Annotated in this window: 13 protein-coding genes; 7 read left to right on the plus strand and 6 right to left on the minus strand. The window is 68.9% G+C overall.

The features are described 5' to 3' along the window. Window positions 1-681: an MtrAB system response regulator MtrA gene (gene mtrA / locus RQG82_RS03255; protein ID WP_056376242.1), complete on the minus strand. Its 681-nt coding sequence runs from the start codon at window positions 679-681 to the stop codon at window positions 1-3. Window positions 682-776: 95 nt separating this feature from the next. Here mtrA and RQG82_RS03260 point away from each other — a divergent pair, with 95 nt between their 5' ends. The 5 genes from RQG82_RS03260 (at window position 777) to RQG82_RS03280 (ending at window position 6381) form a co-directional block, all read left to right on the plus strand. Beyond that, window positions 777-2231 (plus strand): hypothetical protein, encoded by a 1455-nt coding sequence (locus tag RQG82_RS03260; RefSeq protein ID WP_311257687.1) that lies wholly within the window; start codon window positions 777-779, stop codon window positions 2229-2231. Beyond that, window positions 2228-2869 carry a DUF4129 domain-containing protein gene (locus RQG82_RS03265; RefSeq protein WP_311257688.1) on the plus strand — a complete coding sequence of 214 codons (642 nt, stop codon included), beginning with the start codon at window positions 2228-2230 and terminating at the stop codon, window positions 2867-2869. Before RQG82_RS03260 ends, RQG82_RS03265 begins: the two co-directional genes overlap by 4 nt. Next, window positions 2866-4050, plus strand: a complete 1185-nt coding sequence (locus tag RQG82_RS03270; RefSeq protein ID WP_311257689.1) for a DUF4350 domain-containing protein — start codon at window positions 2866-2868, stop codon at window positions 4048-4050. The genes RQG82_RS03265 and RQG82_RS03270 overlap by 4 nt, the downstream gene beginning before the upstream one ends. A gap of 99 nt (window positions 4051-4149) precedes the next feature. Further along, window positions 4150-5073 (plus strand): MoxR family ATPase, encoded by a 924-nt coding sequence (locus RQG82_RS03275; RefSeq protein ID WP_311257798.1) that lies wholly within the window; start codon window positions 4150-4152, stop codon window positions 5071-5073. Further along, window positions 5074-6381 carry a DUF58 domain-containing protein gene (locus RQG82_RS03280; protein WP_311257690.1) on the plus strand — a complete coding sequence of 436 codons (1308 nt, stop codon included), beginning with the start codon at window positions 5074-5076 and terminating at the stop codon, window positions 6379-6381. Window positions 6382-6393: 12 nt separating this feature from the next. Here the strand turns inward: RQG82_RS03280 and RQG82_RS03285 are convergent, their stop codons facing one another. After that, on the minus strand, window positions 6394-7386 hold the full coding sequence (locus RQG82_RS03285) for a stage II sporulation protein M (RefSeq protein WP_311257800.1): 993 nt from the start codon (window positions 7384-7386) through the stop codon (window positions 6394-6396). Between the two features lie 16 nt (window positions 7387-7402). On the opposite strand from RQG82_RS03285, the gene RQG82_RS03290 reads away from it, so the two are divergent. Beyond that, window positions 7403-8212 carry an RDD family protein gene (locus RQG82_RS03290; RefSeq protein WP_311257691.1) on the plus strand — a complete coding sequence of 270 codons (810 nt, stop codon included), beginning with the start codon at window positions 7403-7405 and terminating at the stop codon, window positions 8210-8212. A gap of 34 nt (window positions 8213-8246) precedes the next feature. Here RQG82_RS03290 and RQG82_RS03295 read toward each other — a convergent pair whose 3' ends face one another. The 4 genes from RQG82_RS03295 to RQG82_RS03310 form a co-directional block, all read right to left on the minus strand. Further along, window positions 8247-9461, minus strand: a complete 1215-nt coding sequence (locus tag RQG82_RS03295; RefSeq protein WP_311257692.1) for an ABC transporter permease — start codon at window positions 9459-9461, stop codon at window positions 8247-8249. After that, a complete protein-coding gene (locus RQG82_RS03300) occupies window positions 9458-10267 on the minus strand; it encodes an ABC transporter ATP-binding protein (protein ID WP_311257693.1) in 810 nt (269 codons plus the stop codon). The genes RQG82_RS03295 and RQG82_RS03300 overlap by 4 nt, the downstream gene beginning before the upstream one ends. Next, window positions 10264-11223, minus strand: a complete 960-nt coding sequence (locus RQG82_RS03305) for a biotin/lipoyl-containing protein (RefSeq protein WP_311257694.1) — start codon at window positions 11221-11223, stop codon at window positions 10264-10266. The genes RQG82_RS03300 and RQG82_RS03305 overlap by 4 nt, the downstream gene beginning before the upstream one ends. Before the next feature lie 76 nt (window positions 11224-11299). Next, window positions 11300-11506 (minus strand): DUF3499 family protein, encoded by a 207-nt coding sequence (locus tag RQG82_RS03310; RefSeq protein WP_311257695.1) that lies wholly within the window; start codon window positions 11504-11506, stop codon window positions 11300-11302. Window positions 11507-11671: 165 nt separating this feature from the next. On the opposite strand from RQG82_RS03310, the gene RQG82_RS03315 reads away from it, so the two are divergent. Beyond that, window positions 11672-12013: a metallopeptidase family protein gene (locus RQG82_RS03315; RefSeq protein ID WP_311257801.1), complete on the plus strand. Its 342-nt coding sequence runs from the start codon at window positions 11672-11674 to the stop codon at window positions 12011-12013.

Here is a 12013-nt window from a genome sequence, read left to right on the forward strand (position 1 = left end):
CTAGCCCGCGCCCCCGGCACGGTAGCCGACGCCCCGCACCGTCATGACGATCTTGGGGTTGTCGGGGTCGAGCTCGACCTTCGCCCGCAGACGCTGCACGTGCACGTTCACCAGCCGCGTGTCTGCCTTGTAGTGGTAGCCCCACACCTGCTCGAGCAGCATCTCTCGCGAGAACACCTGCTGCGGCTTCGAGGCGAGAGCGACGAGCAGCTGGAACTCGAGCGGCGTGAGGGCGATGGGAGCCGTGCCTCGTCGCACCTCATGGGCGTCGACGTCGACGGTGAGGTCTCCCACTCGCAGCTGCTCCCCCACATTCTGCGACGTGGGCCGCAGCCGGGTCCGGATGCGCGCGACGAGCTCCTTCGGGTTGAAGGGCTTGACGATGTAGTCGTCGGCTCCGACCTCGAGCCCCCGCACCACATCGGCCGTGTCGCTGCGAGCAGTGAGCATGATGACGGGGACTCCGGATTCGGCGCGGATCCGCGAGCAGATCTCGATGCCGTCCATGCCCGGAAGCATCAGGTCGAGCAGCACGAGGTCCGGGCGCTGTGTGCGCCACTCATCGACCGCCCGCGCACCGTCGGCGCAGAACACCGGCTCGAAGCCCTCGGTGCGCAGCACGATGCCGATCATCTCGGCGAGCGCGGTGTCGTCGTCGACCACAAGAATGCGTGAGGTCATAACTGTTACCTTATGGCACTCAGTACCACGGCCCCCATGTCTACGCGCCGACGGGTCTTGTGACACGATGGGAGCGCACGACGGAGGGAGTGCCGGTGAGCGGCCAGACGTGGACCCCTGCCCCGAAGAAGGGCATCATCCCCCTGCATCCGCTGACGTTCGGGATGCTGCTGAGCAAGTCGTTCGTCGCGCTGCGACACAACCCTAAAGTCCTCTTCGGCTTCGGCGTCGTGATCCAGCTGGCGGTCGTCGTGCTGAGTGCCACGGTGATGGGCTTCGTGTTCGTCACCACGTTCACGCGACTCGAGTCGCTGTCGCCCTCCTCTCCGGACTTCGAGGCCGTGTTCGCAGGCACCATCGCGATGAACATCGTCGCCGGCATCGCCGTGGGTCTCGCATCCGTCGCCTTCACCGCCCTGATGCAGGGCGTCGTCGCCGCCGAGATCGGCTTCGCCGCGATCGGGGTGAAGGCGAACCTCAAGACCCTCTGGCGCAAGATGATCCCGTCGTTCTGGCGGCTCGCCGCATTCGCCTCCCTCTCGGTCATCTTCATCTTCGGCGTGATCGTGATGCTCTTCGTCATCATCGCCGGCTTCGTCGCGAGCGGCCTCGGCGGTTCCGTCGAAGCCATCGGCGGCATCGTGATCCTCATACTGGTCCTGCTGCTGGCCATCGTCCCCCTCACTGTCTGGCTCACGACCAAGCTGCTCCTGGTGCCGTCGATCCTCGTCCTCGAGCGCGCGAAGTTCCGCGATGCGCTCGTGCGCTCGTGGCGCCTCACCCGCGGTCGCTTCTGGATCGCCTGGGGAGTCACCTTCCTGATCGGCGCCATCATGGGCGTGGCGATGCAGCTCGTGAACCTGCCCGTCTCACTGGCGAGCTCGATGCTCGGCTCGATCATCGCCCCGACCGGTTCTGCCGACACCGCCACGATCATGGGCTTCGTCTTCGCGCTCCTCGCCCCGCAGATCCTGCTGCTCGTGCTGCAGGCCATCACCCTGGTGGTGCAGAGCACCGCCGGCACCCTGGTGTATCTCGACAGCCGGATGCGGTACGAGGGTCTCGACCAGGCGCTGATCAGTCACGTCGAGAGACGCGACCTCGGCTGGACGGAAGAGCAGCTCGGCGATCCGTTCATCGTTGATCCGGAACGCGCGGTCTCGAGCGATCCGCCGCCTAAGCAGATCCCGGAATGGGCCACGATGACACCCGCCGGTTATGAGATGCAGCAGCCGTACCCGGGACAGCCGTACCTTGCACAGCAGTACCCGGCCCAGGCGCCCTACGCACAGCAGTACCCCGGCCAGCCGCCCTATGCACAGCAGTACCCGGCGCAGCCGCCGGCTCAGCAGTACCCGGCGCAGCAGTACCCGGCCCAGCCGCCGTATCCGGGAGCGGTTGCACCTGCCCCGCCTCAGTCGCCGGCGGGCGCCTCGGCGCCGCCCGCGTACGCGCCCCCTCCTGCTCCCGCCGCTCCCCCGGCTTCGTCGGCGTCGCCCGATGATTCCACCTGGGCCGCGCCGGGAACCGGCAGCGAAGGATCTGCATGATCCGCTCGCTCGACGACGTGCGGATCCCCGACGGAGACGATGCGCGGCAGTGGGCCGAGCAGGAGCTCTCCGATCCGCGCTACGCCGATGCGAAACCCACCTGGTTCGACCTCGTCGCGCGTGATATCGGGCGGTTCCTCGCCGATCTGTTCAGCTCCGAGAACGGTGCCAGCGTCGGGCCCTCCGCGTTGATCATCGTGAGCATCATCGTCTTCGGCGCTCTCGTCGCGGCGCTCATCATCTGGGGCCGCCCCCGCCGCGCCATGGCGATCCGTCGGCCAGGGGCCGGCCTCCTCGGCGCGGACGACGACCGCTCAGCCGCGCAGCTGCGAGCCGATGCCGAGCGCTGCGCCCGTGGGGGCGACTGGGACGAGGCGACCATCCTGCGATTCCGCGCGCTCGCCAGAGGACTCCTCGAGCGCGACCTCATCGATCCCTCCCCTGGAGCGACCGCGCAGGCGATCGCACGCGAGGTCTCGGTCGTGTTCCCTGCGGAGACGACTCCGGTGCGCCAGGCCGCGGTCGCCTTCGACGACGTGCGCTACCTCCGGCATCCGGCGACCGCTGAGCGCTATGCCGAACTCGCGGCCACGGACGATCGACTCAGTGCGCTGCGCCCAGAGGCGGTGACCGCGTGAGCGTCGTCGAGCAGCGCGACGCGCCGGCATCGACGGCCGAGCGCGCACCTCGCGGCAGACGATCGCGATCGCTGCTCGGGTGGGCGGTCGTCGTGGCACTCGTTCTCGGCGGCGTCTTCGTGGCGATACAGGTCGGTGTGCGCATGCCCGATCAGCGCGGCTCGCTCGATCCTGAGAGCGTGGGCGATTCCGGCACCATGGCCATCGCTCAGATCCTGGAGGACAACGGCGTCGAGGTCTCGGTCTTCCGCTCGCGGGATGAGGCACGAGCGGCGCTCGATGACGACACCACGCTCGTGATGGCGAATCCCTACACGCTCACCGACGACGGAATCTCCGAGCTGATCGAACCGGCCGACCGAGTCGTGTTCCTCTCGAGCAGCACGCATCTTCTGAATCTTCTGCGCATCGGGGACAACGCCGCGCCGGACTCGACCCCGGTGCAGGCCGAGTGCGACGCCCCGGAGTTCGCGGATGTCGGCACCATCCGCCCTGATCGGCTGTTCAGGCCTGCTGACGGCGTGGAGGGCTGCTTCGGGGCCGACGACGCGGCGGCCGTGCTGATCGATGAGACCGACGGCACTACGCATGCCGTCGTCGAGGGGGCGCGTCTCTTCAGCAACGCCTACCTCGCTGAGGACGGGAACGCCGCCCTCGGGCTCGCTCTGCTCGGTCAGACCGACCGGGTCGTCTGGTACGTACCCAGCTTCGACGACACCGACATCGAAGGCGAGACCGATGACACGCTCGGGTCGCTCACGCCCGGGTGGGTGACGCCAGCCATCCTGCTTCTCATGATCGCCGGCGTCGCGGCGGCGCTGTGGCGCGGCCAGCGCTTCGGACCTCTCGTCGCCGAGACCCTCCCGGTGACCGTCCGCGCCTCGGAGACGATGCACGGACGGGCGCGCTTGACCGCCAAGGCAGGCGATGCCGCACACACGGCCGAGGCGATCCGCGACGGCAGCAGACGCCGGCTCGCGCGCAGACTCGGGCTCGCCGTCACGGCAGAGGTCGCGGATGCCGCGGCCGACCGGCTGCGCGTTCCCCGCGGATCTCTGCACGACCTGCTCGGGGGCGCGACTCCCGCCGACGATCCATCACTGATCGATCTCGCGCGGCGCCTGCAGGAGCTCGAGAACGCGGTCGACGCCTCCTCCTTCACGGAACGGAGATCCGAATGATCCCCCGAACCCACCGAACCGCCGTCCATCCATCCGAACGGAAGCAGAGGACACCACGTGACCGCTGAGACATTCAACGACGCCGAACTGCGTCAGGCCATGCACCGTGTGCGCACAGAGGTCGACAAGGCTGTCGTCGGCCAGGCGGGCACCGTGACCGGCCTACTGGTGTCGCTGCTGGCACGAGGACACGTGCTTCTCGAGGGCGTGCCCGGGGTGGCGAAGACACTCGTCGTGCGCTCGTTCGCGCGTGCGCTGGGCCTCGACACGAAGCGCGTGCAGTTCACGCCCGACCTCATGCCCGGAGACGTCACCGGCTCGCTCGTGTACGACGCTCGGACGGGAGAGTTCGACTTCCGCGCGGGTCCGGTGTTCACGAACATCCTGCTCGCCGACGAGATCAACCGCACGCCCCCGAAGACGCAGGCTGCCCTGCTGGAGGCGATGGAGGAGCGGCAGGTGTCGGCCGACGGCGTCAGCCGACCGCTGCCCGATCCTTTCCTCGTCGCGGCGACGCAGAACCCGATCGAGCACGAGGGCACCTACTCGCTTCCGGAGGCGCAGCTCGACCGATTCCTGATGAAGCTGGTCGTGGGGATGCCAGAGCGGGAGGCCGAGGTGTCGGTGCTCCGCAAGCACGCGTCGGGCTTCTCGCCTCGCGAGCTCACCGGCGTCGAGGCCACCGTCTCCGCCGACGAGATCCGGGCGGCGCAGGATGCAGCGGGGCGTGTCGAGGTCACCGATGACGTCCTCGGCTACGTCGTCGATCTCGCGAGAGCGACGAGACAGTCGCCCTCGGTCGAGCTCGGCGCGAGTCCTCGCGCCTCGACGGGCCTGCTGGCCGCCGCGAAGGCGTGGGCCTGGCTCAACGCTTCGACCGCCGTCACGCCTGATCACGTGCAGACCATGCTCGTCCCGGTCTGGCGGCACCGACTGCAGCTGCGCCCGGACGCGCAGATGGAGGGCGTGTCGGCGGATGCCGTGCTCACATCCGTCGTGCAGCAGACCAGGGTGCCGATCTAGGTGTTCGTCACCGGCCGTCTCGCGCTTGCCGTCGCCGTCGGCATCGTCCCGCTCGTCCTCGCCGGGCTCGCGGAGTTCCCTCCGTATGCCGCGCTGGGCATCTGGGTGCTGCTGTGCGTCCTGCTGGTGGTGCTCGACGTGCTGCTGGCACCGAATCCGCGCTCCGTCATCGTGACGAGGCGCGTGCCGACCCGCACTCGGATCGGAGAACTGGTTCCCGTGAGCGTCGCGCTGCAGAACCAGGGCACCCGCACCTTGCACGCGGTGATCCGCGATGCCTGGCAGCCGACGGCCGGAGCCGGCGAGGCGCGCCAGCGACTCAGCGTCCCACCGGGTGAACGGCGCCGCGTCTCGATCCCGCTGCTGCCTCGGCGTCGAGGGGAGCTCGCGAGCGAGTTCGTGATGATCCGGTCGCTCGGTCCGCTCGGTCTCGCAGGCCGGCAGGCCAGTCATCGGGTGCGCGGATCGATCCGCGTGCTCCCTGCCTTCTCATCGCGCAAGCACCTGCCCTCCCGGCTCGCACGGCTGCGGGAGCTGGACGGCAACACGAGCATCCAGGTGCGCGGCCAGGGAACCGAGTTCGACTCCCTCCGCGAATACGTCCGAGGCGACGACGTTCGGTCCATCGACTGGCGGGCGACGGCCCGGGCAGGAACCACGATGCTGCGGACATGGCGTCCTGAGCGCGACCGCCACGTCGTGATCATCATCGACACGGGGCGCACCGCGGCTGCGCGCGTCGGCGACGGAACGAGAGTCGACGCCGCCCTCGAGGCGTCCCTTCTGCTCGCTGCCCTCGCCGCTCGAGCGGGTGACCACGTGCATCTGCTCATGTACGACCGCGTCGTGCGGGCTCGCGTCACCGGTGTCGACGGCACCGCGCTTCTCCCCGCCCTGACGGACGCGATGGCCCCTGTGCACGCTCGCCTCGTCGACACCGACTGGCCCGGCGCTTTCGCCGCGGTGCGCACCCTCACGACCCGCCCCGCGCTGATAGTGGTGCTGACGGCGCAGGATGCTGCTGAGTCTGCCCGAGGGTTCCTCGGCGCCTTCCCCGATGCGAGCAGGGCGACGTCCGTCCTCGTCGGATCCGTCACGGACGACGGCATCGCGGATCTCGCGATGCACCGTGGTTCGCGTGAGGAGATCTACCTCGCGGCGGCCGCAGAACGCACCATGCGCGATGCGGAGAACGTCGCCGACGCGGTGCGGCGTGCCGGAGGCGAAGCCATCGCCGCCGACCCCGAGTCTCTGCCTCCGAGGATCGCCGACCGATACCTCGAGCTTAAGGCCGCCGGACGGCTGTGAACGGCTGAGGTCTCAGCCGGCCAGAAGTCGCGGGGTACCTGCCTCGTACTCGACGAGATCTCCGGTCTCACCTCGGCGATACGCGCGACCGCCGATCACGAGCATGTAGATCAGGAACGCGGCGAGCGCTGCCACGCCGATGCCGATCTTGATGGGCCACGGGAGGGCCCACCCGGTGACGAATCCTTCGATCAGACCCGAGACGAACAGCGCGAACACGAGTCCGATCGCCACCGTCGCGAGTGAGCGCCCCTCGGCGGCGAGAGACTCCCCTCTCGAACGGTGCCCCGGCGCGACCCACGACCAGAAGAGGTGGAGCCCGCCCGCCGCGGCGACGAAGATCGAGGTCATCTCGAGAAGGCCGTGCGGGAGGATGTAGAGGATCATCACATCGACCTGATCGTGCGCGGCCATGACGGCCCCGGATACCCCGAGACCCATCGCATTCTGCACGAGGACGTTGACCGGCCAGAGCCCCGTGATGCCGAACAGAACGCACTGCAGGGCGATCCAGGCGTTGTTCCACCAGACCATGCCCATGAACACCGCTGCGGGGTTCTCGGTGTAGTAGCCGGTGAAGCTCTCGTCCGCGTACTGCTCGAGCAACTCGGGCGGGCCGAGGGTGGCGAGGAGCGCCGGGTCTGCCGAGATCCAGGCGGCGGTCCCGACCACGATCGCGACGAACGACACCGCGACCACGAGCGTCGTCCAGCGCAGCCGGTAGAGGGCAGCGGGCAGCTGCAGGGAGAAGAAGCGGCCGGTCTGGGTGAGGATGTTGTCGGATGCGCCCGTGAGTCGCAGCCGCGCGCGCACGAGGATCGTCGAGAGATACGCGCCCTGGGGCGATTCGCCCACCGAGGTCTTGAGCTCTGCGAGATCGGCAGACGCCGCGCGGTATCGGACGATCAGCTCATCGACGCCCGCTCCGTCGAGCCGGGCATGACTCAACTGCTCCAACCGCTCCCACTCGGCGCGGCGTGCATCTGTCAGCGCATCGGCATCCACCTGATTTACTGTACTCATGTCTGCCCCGCTCGATGCATCCGACGAGGTGCTCTCCGGTGAAGCCGTCGCGATCGACGTCCAGCCGATCGGCTTCGTCCTGCGAGCCGCGGGGGCGATCATCGATCTCCTGGTCGGCATCGCCGTCTTCCTGCTCACGCTGTTCCTGCGGATCTGGCTGCTCGACATCGGCGTTCTCGATGAGGCGACCGACTCGATCGCCTTCATCGCGTCTATCGTGATCAGCTTCGTGGTGCTGCCGATCACCATGGAGGTCGCGCTCAAGGGCCGCAGCCTCGGCAAGCTCGCGGTGGGCGGTCGCATCGTTCGCCTCGACGGGGGCGCGACCGGATTCCGACACGCCTTCATCCGGGCTCTCCTCGGCGTTCTGGAGATCTACATGACGCTGGGCAGCGTCGCCGTGCTCGCCGGAGCATTCAGCGCCCGATCGCAGCGCCTCGGAGACATGGTCGCCGGCACCTACAGCCAGCGCGTGCGCACCCCGAAGCTGGTCCCCAGCGTGCCCGTGCTGCCACCGGTGCTCGCCGGCTGGGCCCAGATCGCCGATGTGGCCCGTCTGCCCGATCGACTTGCGCGGCGCATCTCGCAGTTCCTGCAGAGCGCTCCGCGAATGGTGCCGACCGCACGGGCGAGGGTGGCGCAGGACCTGCTCGCCGAGGCCTCGCCGTTCGTCTCGCCCCTTCCCCAGGCTGCGCCCGAGGTGGCGCTCATCGGCATCACCGTGCTCCGACGGGAGCGGGAGCGCAGGGCGCTGCAGAATGCCGATCGCCGAGCGGAGAAGCTCACCGGTCGTCGCGTCGGCGTATGAGCGCTCGTCCCAGCGGACGCCACTCCAGCACCCGTCAGAATCGGATCGCGTCGATCACCTTCACCCGCAGTGCGACCAACGCCGGGATGAAACCGGCGACGGCACCCACCAGGATCGACGCCGCGAGACCGACGAAAGCCGCTCGCATCGGGAACGGCGGGATGTCCTGGATGCCGTAGAAGAGCGAGGTCACCACCCAATCGGAGCGGAGCACCGCGACCACGATCGCGATGCCTACGAGCCCGGCCACCGTGGTCGCCACGAGACTCTCGAGGAACACGGAGAAGAAGACCCGGCCCGACGTCGCCCCGAACGCACGACGCACACCGATCTCACGCACCCGCTGCCGCATCGCGACCAGCTGGATGTTGATCAGGCTCAGCGCTCCGAGCGCGAGGATCACGGCTGCGATGCCGCCGGTGACCATCTCGAACGTCGCCTGAGCATCCAAAGCGCCGGGCTGGGCCGCCCAGTCCGAGCGGCTGACCGACACGGTCTGCCCTTCCGGAAGTCCTGCCCGCAGATCCATCGCGAGCACGGGCGCGATCTCGTCGACCTGATCCTGCCCCAGCCAGATCTCGTACTGCGGCCAAGCTCCCTCGGGCAGGGCGTCGACGCGAGCACGGTACGCGTCGTAGAGGATGTCTACGCGCAGCTCCTCGTCACCGAAACCCTGGCGAGGCACGATGCCCACGACCTGATACGTGCCTCCTGCCGGCCCCGCGAGCGTCAGAGTCGGGTGCTGCGCGACGGGCGGGCGCCCGATGCGGTCCCACAGCGCCTCGGTGATCACGACGGGCGGCGAGAGCGCGTCGGAGTCGGCATCGCTCATCCAGCGTCCCTCGAGCAGCTGCTCTCGGTGGATCTGCGAGTAGAGCGGATCGATCAGTCGCGAGTTCACGTCGACGATGCCGTCAGGGAGCTGCACGGGGACGACCATGCCCTGCGCTATACGCGCGGTGTGGCTGAACTCGAATCGCTCGGTGACCCGGGAGAACCGCTCGTCGAAAGCGTCGAAGTCGACGGGTGCGCCGTCGTCGCTGTTGATCGTGACGACCAGAGTCGCCGCCCGACCGCCCCAACGGTCTGACTGCTCGGCCTGGAACTGGCGCTGATATTCGGATATCGCGACGACCCCGGTGAGGGCCGCCACCGAGACCGCGATGCCGATCAGGCTGAGCAGCACCCGCAGCTTGTGCACACGGATCTCTGACCAGGCGTCCGAGAGGGCACCGAGGATGCCGGTCACGACGCTGCTCCACGACGCGCGTACGGCATGGCCGGCGTGGTGGCGGGCGCGGATGCCTCCGAGCCCGCAGACACGGTGGACGGGACGGAGGCCGCGAGGGTGGAGGCCTCGAAGGCGCGGCTGAGGTCTGCCGTCTCGAGGACTCCGGCGTCGAGACGGTAGTGCCGCCGGGCGCGGGCGGCCACATGGAGGTCGTGCGTGATCGTCACGAGGGCGGCGTCCGTCTCGGTCGCCACCTGGTCGAGCAACGACATGACCGACGCACCCGTGTCGATGTCGAGAGCCCCGGTCGGCTCATCCGCGAGGATCAGCACGGGTCGGCGCACGAGAGCCCTCGCTATCGCGACCCGCTGCTGCTCGCCTCCCGAGAGGCGGTCGGCGACCTGCTCGATGCGATGGCCGAGGCCGACCCGCTCGAGCATGTCGGCGGCGATCTGCCTCCGGTTCCAGAACATCCGCCCCCGAGCATGCCCGAGCGGCATCATCACGTTGTCGAGCGCCGTGCGCCCAGGCAGCAGGTTGAACTGCTGGAAGACGAAGCCGACGTTGTCGCCGCGCAGCCTGTCGAGCCGACCCGAGCGCATCCGCCGCACTTCGCGGTCTTCGAACGACACGGACCCGGTGGTCGGAGCGTCGAGCATCCCGAGGATGTTGAGCAGCGTCGACTTGCCGGAGCCCGATCTGCCGACTATCGAGACGTGGTCGCCGGCGCTCACCTCGAGCGAGATGCCCCGCAGGATCTCGAGTTCCGAGTCATCGGCCAGACGCACGCTCTTGGTCACATCGCTGAGCGCGACGAGCGTCACCAGCTGACCCCGCTGTCGCACTGCTCGACTCCGGGCTCGATCTCGTAGCAGAACTCCTCGACAGGTGCGACGAAACCGGGAACGAACTGTCTGATCGACTCGCCCTCTTCGAGACCGGAGACCACCTCGACCATGGCTCCGTCGTTCACGCCGAGCTCGACCGGCCGCTCTTCGGGTTCGGCGCCGTCGCCGGCATCGACCCACACGTTGCCGGTTCCGGCTCCGCCCTGCACGGCCGTGACCGGGATCACCAGGGCATCGTCGACCTGCCCCAGCGCGAGATCCATCGTGGCGGGCAAGCCTGCGAAGACGACCTGGTCGCCGGGCACCGCGCATCGGACGCTCGCCGTGCCCTCGGCGCTCACCTGCACTCGCACTCCCGTGCAGGCGAACGGCGCGGGGCCGCCGGTGATGGTCACCGACGCCTCGGACGGCGCGTTCACGAGGCGGTAGAGCTGCACAGGTTCCACCGTCGCGAGCAGGTGGTAGCGCGCCGGCGTGAGCGTGAAGATCGCGGTGCCCGCGGACGTCGCCTGGCCCTTCACGAGAGCGATCTCCGAGACGTCACCCGCCTCGGAGGCGACGATGTCCACATCCTTCTTCGGCTCGTCCTGCCTGATCGTGAAGAGCTTCTGGCCGGCCGCGACCGTCGCCCCCTCCGGTACGTGCACCGCGATCACCGTGCCGGTGACCTCTGTGCGCACCGGGAAGGCGTCATCGCGGGCCACGTTGCCGCTCAGGCTGAGAGCGTTCACGACGGAGCCGCGCTCGACCGGGATGATCGGGTCTCCGATCGACGCCTCAGGACTGACCATCGCCTCGCTGCTGTCGGGGAAGAACGCGATCTTCACGAGCGCTGCGGCGCACGCTCCGAAGACGAGCACGAGAAGAAGGGGGAAGATCCAGCGTCGCCAGACGATCACAGCTGCCTTTCCGGCGGCGCCGCCCTGGCGCATCCGCGGTCAGCGTAGCCGGATGCGCCGAGGACTCTCCGCCGCGGGGCGGCGTGTCTCATCCACCGAAGTGAAGAACTCAGGCGCGAAGCGCCTCGTGACGGATCACGAGCCATCCGGCGGGCACCGAGAGCCGATCCGCGTGCTGCGCGCACAGGTCGTGAGCGTTCGGATGCCGAGCCATTCCCAGCGGCCCGAGCGCCGCCATCTGGTCGCCGTAGTCGTAGGTGAGCGTCGCCACGGCTTCACGCGCGCAGCCGACCTTCGAGCAGAGTCTTCCGTCCATTCGTGCCAGGCTACGTCCACGTTCTCCGGTCGAGCGGATGCCGCGCCGCCCCGGCCGACAGACTCGGCCTAGACTTTCGCTATGCCCCGTCGTCCCCGCACCTCCGAAGCACCCCGACGCGGAGCCAGGCACGGGCGACACGGGCGCCTCGGGCGCAGTGAGGTCGTGCGTCCGCCGCTGGCCCCCCTCGACGGGCGCATCGACCGATTCGATCTGACGGTCGGCACGGCGGCGGAGTTCCTCCGCGGCACCTGGCCGGAGCTGCAGGAGGTGCGGTTCGAGATCGGCGCCATGCCGGCGTATGACGCGACGGACGAAGTGCCGCGCTGGCACCTCGATCATGACAAGGCACGGATCGTGCTCTTCCGGCTGCCGATCGAGCGCCTGCTGCCGCCAGGACACGACGATGGCGCTCACCGGAGGATGGCGATCGAGAGCGCCGTGTTCAGAGCAGCGGCGGAGTACGTCGGACGCGAACCCTGGGACCTCGGCGGTCACGAGCACTGA

The sequence above is a fragment of the Microbacterium sp. WCS2018Hpa-9 genome (genome assembly GCF_031843745.1).
In the GTDB taxonomy this organism is placed as follows: Bacteria; Actinomycetota; Actinomycetes; order Actinomycetales; family Microbacteriaceae; genus Microbacterium.

Excerpts from the sequence above, each read along its gene's own strand:
- mtrA (WP_056376242.1), bottom strand. The coding sequence starts at position 681 with ATGACCTCACGCATTCTTGTGGTCGACGACGACACCGCGCTCGCCGAG.
- RQG82_RS03265 (WP_311257688.1), top strand. The coding sequence starts at position 2,228 with ATGATCCGCTCGCTCGACGACGTGCGGATCCCCGACGGAGACGATGCG.
- RQG82_RS03275 (WP_311257798.1), top strand. The coding sequence starts at position 4,150 with ATGCACCGTGTGCGCACAGAGGTCGACAAGGCTGTCGTCGGCCAGGCG.
- RQG82_RS03290 (WP_311257691.1), top strand. The coding sequence starts at position 7,403 with ATGTCTGCCCCGCTCGATGCATCCGACGAGGTGCTCTCCGGTGAAGCC.
- RQG82_RS03305 (WP_311257694.1), bottom strand. The coding sequence starts at position 11,223 with ATGCGCCAGGGCGGCGCCGCCGGAAAGGCAGCTGTGATCGTCTGGCGA.
- RQG82_RS03310 (WP_311257695.1), bottom strand. The coding sequence starts at position 11,506 with ATGGACGGAAGACTCTGCTCGAAGGTCGGCTGCGCGCGTGAAGCCGTG.